We start from the raw sequence: 15,261 nt of genomic DNA, 5'->3' as shown, positions 1-15,261 counted from the left end.
TCACAGCAGTCATGCTGTGACCCCGGGCCATTCTGCGTTAATCCGGTTGCCGTCGGCCGGGTAATAGCAGGCCGCGTGCGGTGTGCTGATCGCCTTCAAAGGTACCGCTCACTCTGAGGTCGGAGCGGGCGCACTCATGGAACTGGTTAATAGCCCGGAACACGGTGGCGTGCAGCTCCCGCCACTCATCCAAGGTGCCAATGACAACGCCCCGGGCCTGCCAACCGATTGCAGCTGTGGCCTCTTGCACGGCATGGGCCCTGTCGATGACCTCGGTGCCGGCCAGCAGCATGACACGCTCAAAGGCGACAGCCTGGGCGGCACCAGCCTCGGTGAGGTCCATCGCCAGATCATGCTCGCTTCGGGCCATGGAGCGCATGCCTTCCCTGACCTCAAACAGCAACACGCAGGTATGAACGACACTTCGAACTTGGCCAATGTATTCAGCATAGGCGGCAAGCTTCTTTGCGTCCCACCGCACTCGACGCTTTTCTCGCCGCTTGCTTCGCTCAACGAGTTCGTTCGCCAGATACGTCGTAAGCGCGCCAAGTAGCACGGCGGCGATCGTAACTAACTGTGTAACGGTGTCCACTGCCCCGGCCCCCAAGTGCTGCACGACTTCTCGGAAGCATAGGGGTGAGACCGGTCGCCCGGACAGAGGACAAGCCAGCTCGCTAGGCTGCTGTCCGGGCTGTCCGACTGTCCTGCCATGCACTCTGACCAGGTAGAACGGGCCGGACAGGGCCGGACAGGCCGGTAAGCGTCGGTGCGTCATGTGCGATTGGCTCAGATGCGCTGAAACACCCGGGTGTTTCAGCTTCCCGCCCAGGCAGAACGTGGGATGGCTCAGCACCGGGTCGCACCTCTACCGGAACGGCGCATCGTGCTGTGATGATCACGCCGTTCGCGAGGCTGTGGAACGGTGGCGGAACGCTAGGAGCTGTGGACAGCAACCGGATGAGCTACGCCGCAGGTGAGGGGCGGTACGGGGCCCAGAACCCTAGATAATCTTGAAAACTGTCGTGCGGTGACCCCGTACCGTGGGTTCGAATCCCACGCTCTCCGCTGGTGGGGAAAGCCCTGATGAGGGCGGGTATTGGCTGAGTGCCGATACCCGCCCTTTTCGATTCCTGTGCCAGGGTGTCCCACTGTTTCCCGCCGCTGACCACTGTGCCGGGGCCAGTTCGGGGCCAGATGCAGACCCCCGCTCGGTCGGGTGACTGCGACGCGGGGCGCTAGATCCATCCCTCATCGAGGTAGATCGTCCAGGCGTCCCCGACGGCCCGCCTCAGGCGAACCAGGCCCGCAACGTCCGCGATGGCAACCGGCGCGTCGGACAACCGCAAGGGCGCGACCGGGACACCGCGCCGGGTGTAGGTGGGCAACTCGCCGTCGCCGTCGAAGGCGTGGAGCGGCGGCAGAGGATCACTGCCGAACCAGGTGGGGAGGTTCTCCTCCGCCCAAGCGGCGGCGGCATCGACACGGTCAAGATGCGCCAACAGTGACTCAGGGGCAGGACCACAGCTGAACTGCACGATGAAGCCCTCAGCATCGACTGCCCACCAGTCCCAGATGCAGTTCGGTCGAGGGTGCCTCAGGATCTCCGCCATGCCGCCACGGTAGCCAGCCGGCAGGTAGCTGGCGAAGGTGATTTCCAGGGAGCGGCTCAGTCGGACTGAGGTTCACTTCCGTCGTTCAGGGCCCGCTCGATCAGGTCGTTGGCCTGGTCGCGCTTCCCGTCGAGCACCTTGGCGTGAACCGGTAGAGCACCGCCACGCTATGGCCGGCCCGGCGGGCTACCTCGGTCGGGTCGACTCCCGAGACCAGCCACAGGGAGACGCCGGCGTGCCGCAGTGCGTACGGCACGTCAGCCAGCGGAGTTCCCGCCTGCTCCTCGGTCAGTGCGGCCGTGCGGACCGCCTTCCAGACGGCGGCATAGTCCTTGGTGAGCACCACGCCGCCTTCGGAGGCTCGGAATAGTCGCCCTCCCGTGCCGACCCCGTACGTGGCGAGGTGCGCGCGGAGGAGGGCCACCAGGACCGGCGGGATGGGCACGTCCCGCGTCGTCTTGCGGGCCCGGCGCTTCAGGCCGCGCTCCTCGTGCGACTTGCCGTCATCGGTCCAGATGGAGCCTGCCCGGGGTGAGCTGCCTGCGAGCAGCAGCAGCCCCCAGCCGGACTCCGGCAGGGTGCAGTCCCGCTTGCGCAGGTCCATCACCTCAGCCGGCCGCATGCCCGCGTAGTACATGCAGGCGAAGAACGCGGCGAGGTGCCGACCGCGCGCCCCAACCGTCTGGGCGGCAGCGATCAGCTCTCGGGCCTGCTGGGGGTTCGGGACATACCGCCAGTCAATCTCGTCGTCCGTCTGCGGCGGTGCCCAGTCGATGAACTGCAAGGGGTTGGCGGCCAGTTGACGGCGCTCAATGGCGTAGCGGAGGCAGTTGTTCAGCACCATGCGCTTACGGCGGATGGTGTTCGCTGCCGCTGGTTTCCCGTTGAGCTGCAACGTGAGCGCCGTCAGTCCGGCGCGCATGGTGTCGGAGTCCTCCAACTCGCTGATCGGAACCGACTTCCGCTCGATCCACGCCAGCGCGGCGGCAATCTCCTCGGACGGTTCGGGCAGCCGACCGGAGAAGTTGAAAGCCCAGCCGGTCAGGGCCCGTCGCAGCACCCGGGCGGGGGGAGCACCTTCGAGCACCTGCGGAAGCTCTTTGGCGGCTTGAAGTTGGAGGCCGACTACGAGGTGATCCCGACGTCAGGGATTGTGAGCCTCAACCGCGAACACTTGGTGGTCATCTGCGGTCCCCGGCTGTCACCGATCGTGGCCCAGGTACTCGAAGGGGATGACAATCTGCGCTTCACGAAGGATCGGGCCTGGCACCTGGTAGACCTCCAGACCAACATGGAGTACCGCTCCCCGCTCGATGAGGACGGGACTGCTGGCGATGTCGGCTACCTCGGCCGCTTGCCCCGTCTCGACGGCAAGGGCACATTTCTGTACATCGCCGGCATCCATGCCATCGGGGCCAGCGGAGTCGTCCACTACCTGGAGAACCACTTGGCCGAGCTCTACCGCGATGTGAAGATGCGCCGGTTCTCGACTCTCATCTCCTGCCGCTACGACCCCGCGACCCTTGAGGTCTTGGAAAGCTCCCGCGTCACTCCGATCTACCGACACGAAGGCTAGAAATGCGCGTCTCGATCGCCACCGAGCCAGGCGGCGCCAGCCCGAACGAGGATTGGGTCGCCGCCACAGCCAGTCTTGCGGTCGTCCTGGATGGGCTCAGCACCGCCGGCCTGGACACCGGCTGCCGACACGGCGTGCCGTGGTACGTCGCCCAGCTTGGCAGCCATCTCGTGGCGACGCTGGCTGTTCCGAACCGACCGCTAGATGAGGGCCTGGCTATCGCCCTAGAGCAGGTCGCGGCGCTCCACCCCGAGTGCGACCTGAACAACCCGGGGACACCTTCGGCAACGGTCTCGGTGCTACGAGCCGCAGATTCGATGCTTAGCTATCTCGTGCTCGCGGATTCCCCCATCGTGTTCGAGGGGCGCAACGAGTACTCGGTTGTTACCGACCTTCGGGTGGACACCGTGGTACCCGAGCTGAGGGCGGAGACTGAGCGGTTCGCCACCGGATCGCCGGAGCATGCGGAGAGCGTCCGGCGCATGGTCACGGCCCAGCGACTCACACGCAACACGCCTGGCGGGTACTGGGTAGCCGCGGCTTCTCCAGAACCCGCCCACCATGCTGTGACCGGGTCGGTTGCTCGTTCGGACATCATCTCAGCCGCAGTGATGTCCGACGGGGTCTCTCGGCTGGTCACGGAGTACGGAATGGCCACGTGGGCCGACGCCTTCGCCATCCTCCGAAGTAGTGGCGTTGGGGAGCTGATCGCAGAGGTGCGCAAGGTCGAGGCCACCGATCCGAACGGGAAGCGCTGGCCACGATTCAAAGCGGGCGACGACGCGGCCATTGCGTTCTGTGAACTCTGATTCACCCGCGGCTGACCAGCTACTGTCCTCGTGCATCGGGGGCCGGGTCCAGTAACAGACAAGGGCCCCGTCGGAGAGATCCGGCAGGGCCCTTGTGCGAGACACTACCGAGCCCGTGGCTACGCCTGGGCTAGTCAACGTCAGAGATGCAGCGGGAGTCGAAACCAACTCCGGCGAGGCTAGAATACTGGCGGGGTGGGAGATATTTCTATCGTGGATTCGATGAGCTAATCGCCGATTCCTTGAAAGACTGCAGGAGCGGATCACTGACCAGTCTCGACACCGACCCGATCATCAGCAGCCTCTTCACCTTGAATCACTGCCGACCGTTCTGGCCCACCAGGCTCGGTGGGAACTGAGCTCTTTCGAAGAGCAGACATCATGACAAGCTGATCATCACCGTATGGCGTGAGCTTCCAGTACGTCGCATTATCGGCGACAGACCTCCGCTTAGTTCCTTTATCGATCAGCCTTAGAGCCCGCAGTTGGACCTTTATTATATCAAGCTCAGAAGGCGTTATACGAACTCTAGGATTGAACAAGTCGGATGGCATTTGCCCCGACTCTAGCAGCTTGTCATAGATATTGTTTGACAATGCCGAACCAAGGTCCGAGTCCGACGCCTCGTTCATCATTCGGGCGCCAAGTATTGCAAACAGATCATTCCAGGTGTAATCAATCTCGCCATATGCCTGCTCAAGGCCGCGCGAAATTATCTTGTAGTGCACCATGTGGAGCTCATCACCCTGCGCAAGGTCGTGCAACGCAGCCTGCGTTGAGCTCTCCTCGGCTCGCGCCAACTTCATTTCAGCCACAGCGGCACGCAGGCGACTCAACTCTTCGAGCAGCTCAGGACTAGCAGCATTTCGACCTTTCACCCACCCCTCGCCAGGGGATTCCTTCATCAGCTTTATTAAGCTTCGAGACACTACAGAGCCAAGCTGATCTGGAGTGGTCCAGGTTCGAACAACCTTCTTCTTCACCTTCTCCCTAAATTCCTCAAGCTTGGCATTGGCATCTTGCCCGAGCTCGGACTTGCCCGCCTCAATCTTTCGAGGTTCGCCATGAACGAATCCAAGGATCGGCTTACCTTCCGATAGCGCGTAGTCATACTCGCGCTCGGTATAGCTGACCCCAGATGGACTCATCGACCCGTATCGATTTCCGATAATTACAATGTAATAGTCGGAATCATCAATAACCCTCTTGATTAGAGTCCATTGGTCATCATTTGCAGCCGGAAACATTTCCATTCCGGCAGGTATGCAGTCAAGCTCCAATAGGGCCTGAATGACCTCCCTTCGCTCATCCACGAGGTCCGTGTATGTAGAGCTAACAAATACCTGGTACCGCCGCTCCATGGCCTCTCTCCAGTCCCATATTGAACCAAGTTTGGAATGGAAGAAGAGTTGACGAATATCCCTAATTAATTGTCTACCACTTCGATCGAACCTGCGACTGCTGGGAGTCGCCAGGCACCGCACAGGCAACATTCAGTGGTCAGACATCATCTGTAAGTCACGCGGATGGACCCGCATCGATTGCCCGGACTGCAGGCCGTACGCCCTGCCAAGATGCTTGGCAGGGCGTACGCGTGCTCGCCTACGGAACGTTGAGAGTCATGGCTTGCCGATCCTGTCGGCGGCCAACCAGGCCACCCAGCGGGTGGCGGCCGTCGCCCCTCGGAGCGCTGTCGTCTACGGCATGCAGTGCCCGCACATCGGCGCGGTCATGGGCGCCAGCTCCGTCCCTACGAACCAGGATCACGACCTCACGAGCATCGCAATCCTGGTTGTCGCAGTAGAGCTCGACTCGCCCTGCGTCGCGGTCGTCGTCGTGGTCAGACAGCATCGCGGTGTCGCTGCCGCAGAAGTAGCACGGCAGTGCCTGACTCGACCCCTCGGCCCGCCGGATCCACGGCTGCTGCCCCGCTTCCCACTCGCCCATTGGCCAACTCCCCTACTAGACCTGCGCGCCTGCCGGGCGCACCGCCCACCGTAGTGTCCAGCCGACTAGCTAGGCGTCAGTGAATGGCTCGGGGCCAGCCCGGGGCCAAGCAGTGACGTAGCATCAGCTCGAACGTAGTTCCTGCTGGTGAGCGTGGGGGTGACTCGGTGCGCGCCTTCCCCCTTGAAAACTGTCGTGCGGTGACCCCGTACCGTGGGTTCGAATCCCACGCTCTCCGCCAGGTGGGGAAAGACCTGATCAGGGCGGGTACCGGCCGAGTGCCGGTACCCGCCCTCTTCGTCATGGGGCGGGCGGCGGCCCCGTACCGTGGGGGCGAGTCCCGTGCTTCCCGCGGCGGGGCGCAGGCCTGGGCAGGGCGGGGGCCGGCCGGGTGCCGGTGCCCGGCCCGATTTCCGTACGGAGGGTGCTCGTGGACGAGTTGACGCGGCGTCTGGCGGCCGGGCTGCCGGTCGGGGCGGTGGTGGTGGACCCGGACGTGACGGGGGCGTACCGGCACGACATGGCGGGGTTCTGCGAGGCGGGGGAGCCCGCCTGCCTGGTGTTCCCGCAGACGGTCGAGCAGGTGCAGCACGTGCTGCGGACCGCGCACGAGCTGAAGGTGCCGGTGGTCCCGCAGGGGGCCAGGACGGGGCTGTCGGGCGGGGCGAACGCGGTGGCGGGGTGCGTGCTGCTGTCGCTGGTGAAGATGGACCGGATCCTGGAACTGGACCCGGTGAACCGGATCGCGGTGGTCGAGCCCGGGGTGGTCAACGCGGTGCTCTCCCGGGCGGCGGCCGAGCACGGACTGGCCTACCCGCCGGACCCGTCCAGCTGGGAGTCCTGCACCATCGGCGGCAACATCGGCACCGGGGCCGGCGGGCTGTGCTGCGTGAAGTACGGGGTGACCGCCGAGTACGTGCTGGGCCTGGACGTGGTGCTGGCCGACGGGCGGCTGCTGCGCACCGGACGGCGGACCGCCAAGGGGGTGGCCGGCTACGACCTGACCCGGCTGTTCGTCGGCTCCGAGGGGACCCTCGGGGTGGTGGTCGGCGCCGTGCTGGCGCTGCGGCCGGCGCCCGCGCCGCAGCTGGTGCTGGCGGCGGAGTTCCCCAGCACGGCGGCGGCCTGCGCGGCGGTCAACGCGGTGACCACGGCGGGGTTCACGCCCTCGCTGATGGAGCTGATGGACACCGTGATGATCCGCGCGGTCAACCGGATGGCCCGGATGGGGCTGCCCGAGGAGACCAAGGCGCTGCTGCTGGTGGCCTTCGACGGGACCGAGCAGCGCGCCGAGCTGGCCCGGGTGGGCGAGCTGTGCCGGGCGGCGGGGGCGACCGAGGTGGTCCCGGCCGAGGACGTGGCGGAGTCGGAGCTGCTGCTGCAGGCCCGCCGGCTGGCGCTGACGGCGATGGACACGCTGGGCACCACGATGGTGGACGACGTGGCGGTGCCCCGGTCGCGGATGGCCGAGATGCTGGACGGCGTGGCGGAGATCGGCGAGCGGTGCGGGCTGACCATCGGGGTCTGCTGCCACGCCGGGGACGGCAACACCCACCCGATCGTGGCCTTCGACGCCGCCGACCCGGACCAGGTGGCCCGGGCGAAGGAGTCCTTCGAGGCGATCATGGCGCTGGGGCTGGAGCTGGGCGGCACGATCACCGGCGAGCACGGGGTCGGGCTGCTGAAGCGGGAGTGGCTGGCGCGCGAGCTGGGCGAGGTCGGAGTCGACCTGCAAAAGCAGATGAAAGCATTGTTCGACCCGCACGGAATTCTCAATCCGGGCAAACTCTTCTAGCCATTTCCTCCGGTGGCGCGGTGGGGTGGCGCGGCGCGGGGCGGCGGATTCCGCGGTTGACCGGTGCCGCCCCTGGCCGAACTCCGACCTGTGGATATCGGTCGTTCGCGGCCCCGGGTTTAGCGTCGGGGCGTCACGCGTTCGGGGTAATTGGCCTGCCGGGCCTGGTCATTCGGGGACCGGATGCGGAGTCTTGATTCCGGCGTCGCAGCCCGCAGGGGTTCGTCTGGCCGCGAACTCCCGCACCAGTTGTTCCAGTTCCAGATTGTGGAGGATTCCATGACTCGCATCCGGACCGCTCGCACCGTCGCCGCGCTGGCGGCCGTCCCGCTCGCCGCGGCCCTGCTGCTGGGGGGCGCCGGCGCCGCCTTCGCCGACAACGGCGCGGGGGCCGGCGGCGGCTCCAACGCCTCCGTCGTCTCCAACGTCGGCACCGGCAACATCTTCGGCAGCGTGGACGGCAACTCCAACTGGACCCAGCAGGTGGCCACCGGCAGTGGTGCCTCCAACCAGAACAACACCCTGGCCTCGAAGGACAACTCCGGGTTCATCTTCGCGGACCAGTCCAACAAGAACGTCGGCATCTACTTCGCGCCCGTGATCGAGTAGCGGGCACCCCGAAAGGCCGGGCGGCGGAAAGGGTCAACCGTGCGCCGGGTCCGGTGGGCGGCACTTCGGTGCCGCCCACCGGCATGTCCGCCGCCGGTATCCGCCCTCGGCGGTCCCTCGGCGGTCCGTCGGTGGGCCGCGGGCTGGTCCGTCGGGGGCGCGTCGATGGTCCGTCGGGGTGAGCCGGCGGCGCGTCGGACTGACCGTGCGTCAAGCACCGCTGACCCGGGGTCAGTCTCGGAGGATGGTGCGCTACCTGCGGTCGACCGCGATCTCGGCCTCCGCCCTGGTGCTGCTGCTGGCCACCGACACCGGGGCGGCGGGTTCCGGACCGGCCCCGTCCCCCGCCGCGCCCGCCGCGGCGCCGGTGGCCGCGGTGCTGCCGGCCGGCGCGCCCCCGCCCGCGGCCCCGCGGGCCCGAGCGCTGCGACCGTCCGTGCTGGCGGACCCGGGGCGGGCCAAGCTGGCCACCGAACCGTCCACGGTCTTCACCGGCAGCGGCTTCGACGCCTGCAGCGCGCCCGCGCTGGACGCGATGCGGGCCTGGCGCGGGGCCTCGCCGTACGGCGCGGTCGGCATCTACACCAGCGGCAACCAGCGGGCCTGCGCGCAGAGCCGGCTGACCCGGGACTGGGTCCGCCAGGTCCGCTCGCTGGGCTGGCGGTTCCTGCCCACCCACGTCGGCCGCCAGGCCCCGTGCATGGCGGGCGACCACAAGCCGGACCGGATCGACCCGGCCCAGGCGGTGCAGCAGGGGCGGGACGAGGCGGCCGAGGCGGTGCGCGCGGCGAAGGCGCTGGGGATCGACGCCGGCAGTCCGGTCTACCTGGACATCGAGGCCTACCGGTCGGGCGACGCCGGGTGCAGCAAGGCGGTGATCGACTTCACCGAGGGCTGGACCCAGGCGCTGCACAGCGCCGGCTACTACTCCGGCTTCTACTCCAGCCTGGACTCCGGGATCGCCGACCTGGTCGCCGCCGCCCGGTCCGGCGCCACGCCGCTGCCGGACGCCGTCTGGTACGCCCGCTGGGACGGCAGGGCCGCCACCGACGCGCTGCCCGCCTCGCTCTGGACCGTCCACCGCCGCGCCCACCAGCACCTCGGCGACCAGTCGGAGAAGTACGCGGACGTCCAGCTCACCGTCGACGCCGAGCAGGTCGACACCCTGGTGGCGCCCTGAGCGGGTCAGTCCTGCGGGAAGAGCGCCCGGGCCGCGTGCAGGGTGTCGCAGTACTCGCGCACGGCGGTGATCCGGCCGGCCCGGACGGTGTAGATGCCCAGGCACTGGTTGCGGTAGGGCGCGCCGCCGGCCGCGGTGCCCTCGGAGAGCCACTCGGCGACCACCTGCTCGCCGTCGGCCAGCACGTTGGTCAGCGTGACCGTGGGCAGCCCGTCGGGGGCGAACAGGGCGCCGGCACCGCCGAGGAAGTCGTTGACGATGGCGTCCCGGCCGCGCCACACCCCGCTCAGCGGCAGGTCGCCCGGGTAGGTCCAGGTGGCGTCCTCGGCGAAGCTGTCCACCAGGGTGGCCAGGTCGCCCTCGGCCACGGCGGTGACGTAGCGGACGACGACGGCACGGGGGTCGAGCTCGGTCATGGCGGTGCGCTCCTAGGATCGGTGTCTCAACGGTTCACGGTCAGCACGGCGTTGCCCCGCACCCGCCGGCCGCGCAGGTCGGCGAGCAGCTCGGGCGTGCGGGTCCAGTCCCGCACCTCGCCCAGCTCCGGGTGCAGCCGCCCCTCGGCGGTCAACCGGACCAGGGTGGCCAGGTCGGCCCCGTCCGGCTCGTCCACGTCCGCGTAGCTGAACTGGCGGACGGTGGCGGAGGTCGGCCCGGTGAGGATCCGGAAGAAGTCCAGCGTCACCGGCTGCCGGCTCGCCTGGCCGAACCAGAGCAGCAGCCCGCGCGGGGCGAGCAGGGCCAGCGCCTCGGGCAGCGCGGTGCCGCCGGTGGACTCCAGCACCAGGTCGAACGGCCCGCGCGCCGACTCCACCGCGTGCACCAGCTCCGCCGCGCCGAGCTCGCGCAACCGCTCGCCGCGCTCCGGCGAGGAGGTGACCGCGGTCAGCTCGGCCCCGGCGGCCGCGGCCAGCTCGGTCAGGTAGTGCCCGACGCCGCCGGCGGCGCCGGTCAGCAGGATCCGCCGCCCGGCCAGGTGGCCGGTGTGCCGGGCCGCGACGCGCAGCAGCCGCAGCGCGGTCAGCCCGGCCAGCGGCAGCGCCGCGGCCTGCACGGCCGTCACCTGCTCGGGCAGCACGGCCAGCTGACCGGTCGGCACCGCGACGTACTCGCCCCAGCCCCCGGCCGGCGGGTGGCCGACCACCCGCCGGCCCACCGCCGGCCCCGACCCGTCGGGCGCGGCCTGCACCACCAGCCCGGCCACGTCCTTCCCGGGCCGCCAGTCGCCGTCCGGCGGCCGTTCCAGCTGGAAGGTCTCGCCCCGGTTGACCGAGTACGCCTCGACCTTGACCAGCGCCTCGTCCGCCCGCGGCACCGGCTCCTCGACCTCGGCCTGCCGGACGGTGGCGGCGGCGTCCCGGGTGGCGACGAAAGCCCGCACGGCGGTTCCCCTCTGCTCGGCCCGGGAGGCGGTCCCCCCGGGCGGTGGACCCAGCCTCCCGCGCCCGGCGGGGACCGGGCCAACAACTCGTCAGCACCCTTGACAACCAACGGTTGTCGACCAGGATGGCGGGTGTGGATCTCGACCCGGGCCAGCTGCGCGCCTTCCTCGCCCTCGCCGAGCACCGCCACTTCGGCCGCGCGGCCGCCGAGCTGGCGCTCACCCAGCAGGCCCTGTCCAAGCGGCTGGCCCGGCTGGAGGAGGCGCTGGGCGAGCGGCTGCTGGAGCGCGACGCCCGGGGCGCCGTGCTGACGGCGGCCGGCCGGCGGCTGCTGGAGCCGGCCCGCGCGGTGCTGGCCGCCACCGAGGCGGCGGTGGCGGCGGTGCGGGGCAGCGCCCGGCCGCTGCGGTTGGACGTCTGGGGCCACCTGTTCGCCCCGCTGCGCACGGTCGGCGAGCTGGGCGACGCGCACGGGCCGCTGGAGCTCGGGCACGGCCGTGACCTGCCCTCGGTGGCGGGCGCCCTGCTGCGCGCCGAGGCGGACGCCGGGTTCGGCCGCCACCACGCGCTCGGCGACGGGCGGGACGAGCTGCTGGCCCACCGGCTGGTCCGGCTGGAGCCGGTGGACGCGGTGCTCGGCCCCGACCACCCGCTGGCCGGCGCCGCCGCACTGCGCCCGGAGCAGCTGCGCGACCACCGCCTGCTGCTGCCCGCCCAGCCCGCCCGGCTGGAGTTCCTGCAGCGGTTCGCCGAGCGGTTCGGGGTGACCGCGACGGGCTGCGAACCCAACCTGGGCGCCGAGCACTTCCTGGCCCGGCTGGCCGAGCTGCCGGACGCCTTCACCCTGCTGCCCGCCGAGCTGCCGCTGCCGCCGACCCGCTCGTGCGCGGGCCTGCGCACCGTCCCGCTGGTCGACCCCACCCCGCTCTACGCCTGGTCACTGGTCTGGCCGCGGCGGGCCGCGCACCCGGGGGTGCCGGCCCTGCTGCGCGCCTTCACCGAGGTGGGCGGCCGGCGCCGCTGGCTGGAGTACCGGCCCGAGCGGGACTGGCTGCCGGAGGCCGAGGCGGCCCAGCTGCGCGGGGCGCGCTGAGCGACTCGTCTCATTCGGCCACCGCCTGCTGACACCGGCGGCCCGCCAGGTCCAGAATCGGCAGCACCGTTGCTACCGGCAGGTAGCAACTCGGCTGTCGCCGACAGGAAAGCCCGGTCAAGGAGGACCTCGCGTGTTCAGCACCATGCAGGACGTACCGCTCACCGTCGCCCGGATCCTGGAGCACGGCGCGACCTTCCACGGCCGGGCCACCGTGAGCACCTGGGACGGCGAGGGCGCCCGGGTGCGCACCTTCGCCGAGATCGGCGCCCGGGCCGCGCAGCTGGCCTGCGCGCTCCGCGACGAGCTGGGCGTCACCCCGGACCGGGTGGTCGGCACCCTGATGTGGAACAACGCGGACCACCTGGAGGCCTACCTGGCCGTCCCGTCGATGGGCTCGGTGCTGCACACCCTCAACCTGCGGCTGCCCGCCGCCCAGCTGGCCTTCATCGTGAACCACGCCGCGGACCACGCGATCGTCGTCTCCGGCAGCGTGCTGCCGCTGCTGGCGGGGGTGCTGGACCAGCTCGCGCCCACCCTCAAGCACATCGTGGTCTCCGGCCCGGCCGACCTGTCGCTGCTCGGCGGCTTCGCCGGCACCGTGCACGAGTACGAGGCGCTGATCGCCGGCCGGCCCACCGAGTACCCGTGGCAGGACGAGATCGACGAGCTCCGCCCGGCGATGATCTGCTACACCTCCGGCACCACCGGCGACCCCAAGGGCGTGGTCTACAGCCACCGCTCGATCTACCTGCACTGCCTGCAGGTCAACTCGGCCGCCACCTTCGGCCTGACCCAGCAGGACACCGCGCTGCCGGTGGTGCCGATGTTCCACGTGGGCGCCTGGGGCATCCCGCACGCCGCCTTCATGTCCGGCGCGAGCCTGCTGATGCCGGACCGGTTCCTGCAGCCGCAGCCGCTGGCCGAGATGATCGACCGGGTCCGACCCACCGTCAGCGCCGCGGTGCCGACCATCTGGAACGGCCTGCTGGACGAGCTGGACCACCCGACCGGGCGGGACGGGGCCTACGACGTCTCCTCGCTGCGCCAGGTGGTGATCGGCGGCTCGGCCTGTCCGCCGGCCCTGATGCGCGCCTTCCAGGAGCGGCACGGGATCCGGGTGGTGCACGCCTGGGGGATGACCGAGACCTCGCCGCTGGGCACCTTCGGCCTGCCGCCGGCCGGGCTGGACGAGGCGGCGGAGTGGGAGTACCGCGCCATGCAGGGCGTCTTCCCGGCGTCCGTGCAGGCCCGGCTGACCGGCCCGAACGGCGAGCGGATGCCGCACGACGGGGTGGCCGCCGGCGAGCTGGAGGTGCGCGGGCCGTGGATCGCCGGCGCCTACTACGGCGGCGCCGACGGCGAGCCGGAGCGCCCGGAGGACAAGTTCACCGAGGACGGCTGGCTGCGCACCGGCGACGTCGGCACCATCACCGCGGACGGCTACCTGACCCTGACCGACCGGGCCAAGGACGTGATCAAGTCCGGCGGCGAGTGGATCTCCTCGGTGGAGCTGGAGAACCACCTGATGGCCCATCCGGAGGTGGCCGAGGCCGCGGTGGTCGCGGTGCCGGACGAGAAGTGGGGCGAGCGGCCGCTGGCCACCGTGGTGCTGCGCCCCGGCGCCACCGTCGACCTGCGGGGCCTGCGCGCCTTCCTGGCCGGGCGGGTCGCCTCCTGGCAGCTGCCCGAGCGCTGGTCGCTGGTCGCGGCCGTGCCCAAGACCAGCGTGGGCAAGTTCGACAAGAAGGTGATCCGGGCCGACTACGCGGCCGACCTGCTGGACGTGACGGTGCTCGGCAAGGACTGACCGGCCCGCGCCGGGGGCCGGTCGCCGGACCGGCCCCCGGCCGCCCGCCTCACTGGCGGGCGACCTCGCCCAGCGACCCGATCCGGCCCAGCAGGTCCACGATCCGCTCCTGCACGTCCGCGCTGGTGGAGCGCTCGGCCAGGAAGAGCACCGTCTCGCCGGTGCGCAGCCGGGGCAGCTCGGCCGGGTCCAGGTCGACCGAGGTGTAGACGACCAGCGGGGTGCGGTGCAGCCGGTCGTTGGTGCGCAGCCAGTCCAGCAGCCCGGGCCGGCGCCGGTTGATCTGCAGCAGGTCCATCACCACCAGGTTGGGCTGCACGCTGGCGGCCTTGGAGACCGCGTCGTCCTCCGACTGGGCGTGCTCCACGTGCATCCCGCGCCGCTCCAGGCTGCCGGTCAGCGCCGCCGCGATGTCCGGGTCGCCCTCCACCAGCAGCACCCGGGCGGCGTGGTTCTCGCTGTCCTTGGGCGCCAGCGCGCGCAGCAGCACCGCCGGGTCCGCACCGTAGGCGGCGTCCCGGGTGGCCTGTCCCAGACCCGCGGTGACCAGCACCGGCACCCGGCTGTTCAGCGCCGCGGTGCGCAGCGACTGCAGCGCGGTGCGGGTGATCGGCCCGGTCAGCGGGTCCACGAAGAGCGCGGCCGGGAGGGCGGCGACCTGCGCGTCCACCTCCTCGCGGGAGCGCACTATGACCGGCCGGTAGCCGCGGTCCTGCAGCGCCTGCTTGGTGGACGGGTCGGGCTCGGGCCAGACCAGCAGCCGGCGCGGCCGGCCGTCGGCGGCCGGGCCGACCGTGGCCGGGTAGTCCGGGTACTCGGGCACCCGGGTGCCGTCGGCCGGGGTCGACTCGTCCTGGCCGGTCAGCCGGGGCAGCGCGCTCCCGCCCGCGGCCGACGGGCCGTCAGCCGCCGCCGGGGGCAGCGCGGCCACCGGGCGCGGCGGGGTGCGCGGCTCCTGCGGGGCCGGCACGACGGGTGCGGGGAAGGCGGCCGGGAAGGCGCCGGCGAAGCCGCCGGGCCGCGGCGGGGCCAGCTCGGCCAGGCCGCTGCCCACCGGCACCTGCTGCGGCACCGCGAGGGCTGCGGGCGGCGCGCTCGGCATCGGCGGCGCGGGTGCCCCGGCGGGGACCAGCTCGGCGGCCGGGGCGGAGTCGGCGGACCCGGCGGGTCTGGCCGGCTCCAGCGCGATCGGCCCGCCGGCGCCCGCCTGCGGCTCGCCACCGGGCAGGCCCAGCCGGCGGCGCCGACCGGTCGGCAGCTGCGGCTCCGGCGCCTGGACGGGCTCCGGCGGAGTGCTCGGCAGCGCGTGCTCCAGGCCGGGGTAGACCGGCACGGACGGGTCGAGCAGGCCGGGCAGCGCCGGATCGGTGGCGGGCACCGGGGCCCGCTCGGGCAGCGCGCGACGCCGCCGGGAGGGCTTCTCGGGCTCGGCGGCGGGGCCGGCCGGACC

The 15,261-nt window shown here is 70.6% G+C and carries 14 protein-coding genes; 7 read left to right on the top strand and 7 right to left on the bottom strand.

Annotation, left to right across the window (positions count from 1 at the left end; all coding sequences use genetic code 11):
- Positions 1 to 37: 37 nt before the first annotated feature.
- The 3 genes from ACFW1A_RS27720 to ACFW1A_RS27710 all read right to left on the bottom strand — a co-directional run bounded on the left by ACFW1A_RS27720 (position 38) and on the right by ACFW1A_RS27710 (position 2,697).
- Positions 38 to 556: a hypothetical protein gene (locus tag ACFW1A_RS27720; protein WP_380413215.1), complete on the bottom strand. Its 519-nt coding sequence runs from the start codon at positions 554 to 556 to the stop codon at positions 38 to 40.
- Between the two features lie 679 nt (positions 557 to 1,235).
- Positions 1,236 to 1,610 (bottom strand): hypothetical protein, encoded by a 375-nt coding sequence (locus tag ACFW1A_RS27715; protein ID WP_380413213.1) that lies wholly within the window; start codon positions 1,608 to 1,610, stop codon positions 1,236 to 1,238.
- A gap of 100 nt (positions 1,611 to 1,710) precedes the next feature.
- On the bottom strand, positions 1,711 to 2,697 hold the full coding sequence (locus ACFW1A_RS27710) for a tyrosine-type recombinase/integrase (protein WP_380413211.1): 987 nt from the start codon (positions 2,695 to 2,697) through the stop codon (positions 1,711 to 1,713).
- Between the two features lie 21 nt (positions 2,698 to 2,718).
- On the opposite strand from ACFW1A_RS27710, the gene ACFW1A_RS27705 reads away from it, so the two are divergent.
- Complete coding sequence (locus ACFW1A_RS27705) at positions 2,719 to 3,186, top strand: hypothetical protein (RefSeq protein ID WP_380413209.1); 468 nt, start codon at positions 2,719 to 2,721, stop codon at positions 3,184 to 3,186.
- Between the two features lie 2 nt (positions 3,187 to 3,188).
- Positions 3,189 to 3,995 (top strand): hypothetical protein, encoded by an 807-nt coding sequence (locus ACFW1A_RS27700; RefSeq protein ID WP_380413207.1) that lies wholly within the window; start codon positions 3,189 to 3,191, stop codon positions 3,993 to 3,995.
- 263 nt (positions 3,996 to 4,258) lie between these two features.
- On the opposite strand, the gene ACFW1A_RS27695 is transcribed toward ACFW1A_RS27700, so the two are convergent.
- The gene (locus ACFW1A_RS27695) at positions 4,259 to 5,356 is read right to left on the bottom strand and encodes a DUF4062 domain-containing protein (RefSeq protein ID WP_380413205.1); all 1,098 of its coding nucleotides are present in this window, start codon (positions 5,354 to 5,356) and stop codon (positions 4,259 to 4,261) included.
- Between the two features lie 1,016 nt (positions 5,357 to 6,372).
- Between ACFW1A_RS27695 and ACFW1A_RS27690 the strand changes: the two genes are divergently transcribed.
- From ACFW1A_RS27690 to ACFW1A_RS27680, 3 genes are all read left to right on the top strand, one after another.
- On the top strand, positions 6,373 to 7,737 hold the full coding sequence (locus tag ACFW1A_RS27690; protein ID WP_380413203.1) for an FAD-binding oxidoreductase: 1,365 nt from the start codon (positions 6,373 to 6,375) through the stop codon (positions 7,735 to 7,737).
- Between the two features lie 279 nt (positions 7,738 to 8,016).
- Positions 8,017 to 8,346, top strand: a complete 330-nt coding sequence (locus ACFW1A_RS27685) for a hypothetical protein (RefSeq protein ID WP_380413201.1) — start codon at positions 8,017 to 8,019, stop codon at positions 8,344 to 8,346.
- Positions 8,347 to 8,590: 244 nt separating this feature from the next.
- On the top strand, positions 8,591 to 9,526 hold the full coding sequence (locus ACFW1A_RS27680) for a glycoside hydrolase domain-containing protein (RefSeq protein ID WP_380413199.1): 936 nt from the start codon (positions 8,591 to 8,593) through the stop codon (positions 9,524 to 9,526).
- Positions 9,527 to 9,531: 5 nt separating this feature from the next.
- Here ACFW1A_RS27680 and ACFW1A_RS27675 read toward each other — a convergent pair whose 3' ends face one another.
- Positions 9,532 to 9,942: a nuclear transport factor 2 family protein gene (locus ACFW1A_RS27675; RefSeq protein WP_380413197.1), complete on the bottom strand. Its 411-nt coding sequence runs from the start codon at positions 9,940 to 9,942 to the stop codon at positions 9,532 to 9,534.
- A gap of 26 nt (positions 9,943 to 9,968) precedes the next feature.
- On the bottom strand, positions 9,969 to 10,907 hold the full coding sequence (locus ACFW1A_RS27670) for a zinc-binding dehydrogenase (RefSeq protein ID WP_380413195.1): 939 nt from the start codon (positions 10,905 to 10,907) through the stop codon (positions 9,969 to 9,971).
- Positions 10,908 to 11,041: 134 nt separating this feature from the next.
- On the opposite strand from ACFW1A_RS27670, the gene ACFW1A_RS27665 reads away from it, so the two are divergent.
- Complete coding sequence (locus tag ACFW1A_RS27665; protein ID WP_380413193.1) at positions 11,042 to 12,001, top strand: LysR family transcriptional regulator; 960 nt, start codon at positions 11,042 to 11,044, stop codon at positions 11,999 to 12,001.
- 133 nt (positions 12,002 to 12,134) lie between these two features.
- Positions 12,135 to 13,811 (top strand): long-chain fatty acid--CoA ligase, encoded by a 1,677-nt coding sequence (locus tag ACFW1A_RS27660; RefSeq protein ID WP_380413192.1) that lies wholly within the window; start codon positions 12,135 to 12,137, stop codon positions 13,809 to 13,811.
- A gap of 49 nt (positions 13,812 to 13,860) precedes the next feature.
- Here ACFW1A_RS27660 and ACFW1A_RS27655 read toward each other — a convergent pair.
- On the bottom strand, positions 13,861 to 15,261 hold a 1,401-nt coding region (locus ACFW1A_RS27655; RefSeq protein ID WP_380413191.1), incomplete at its 5' end, for a response regulator.

The sequence above is a fragment of the Kitasatospora sp. NPDC058965 genome (assembly GCF_042741245.1).
Classification (GTDB): Bacteria; Actinomycetota; Actinomycetes; order Streptomycetales; family Streptomycetaceae; genus Kitasatospora.
Note: the sequence above shows the minus strand (reverse complement) of the source record. Positions and strands in the feature narration are given on the sequence as shown.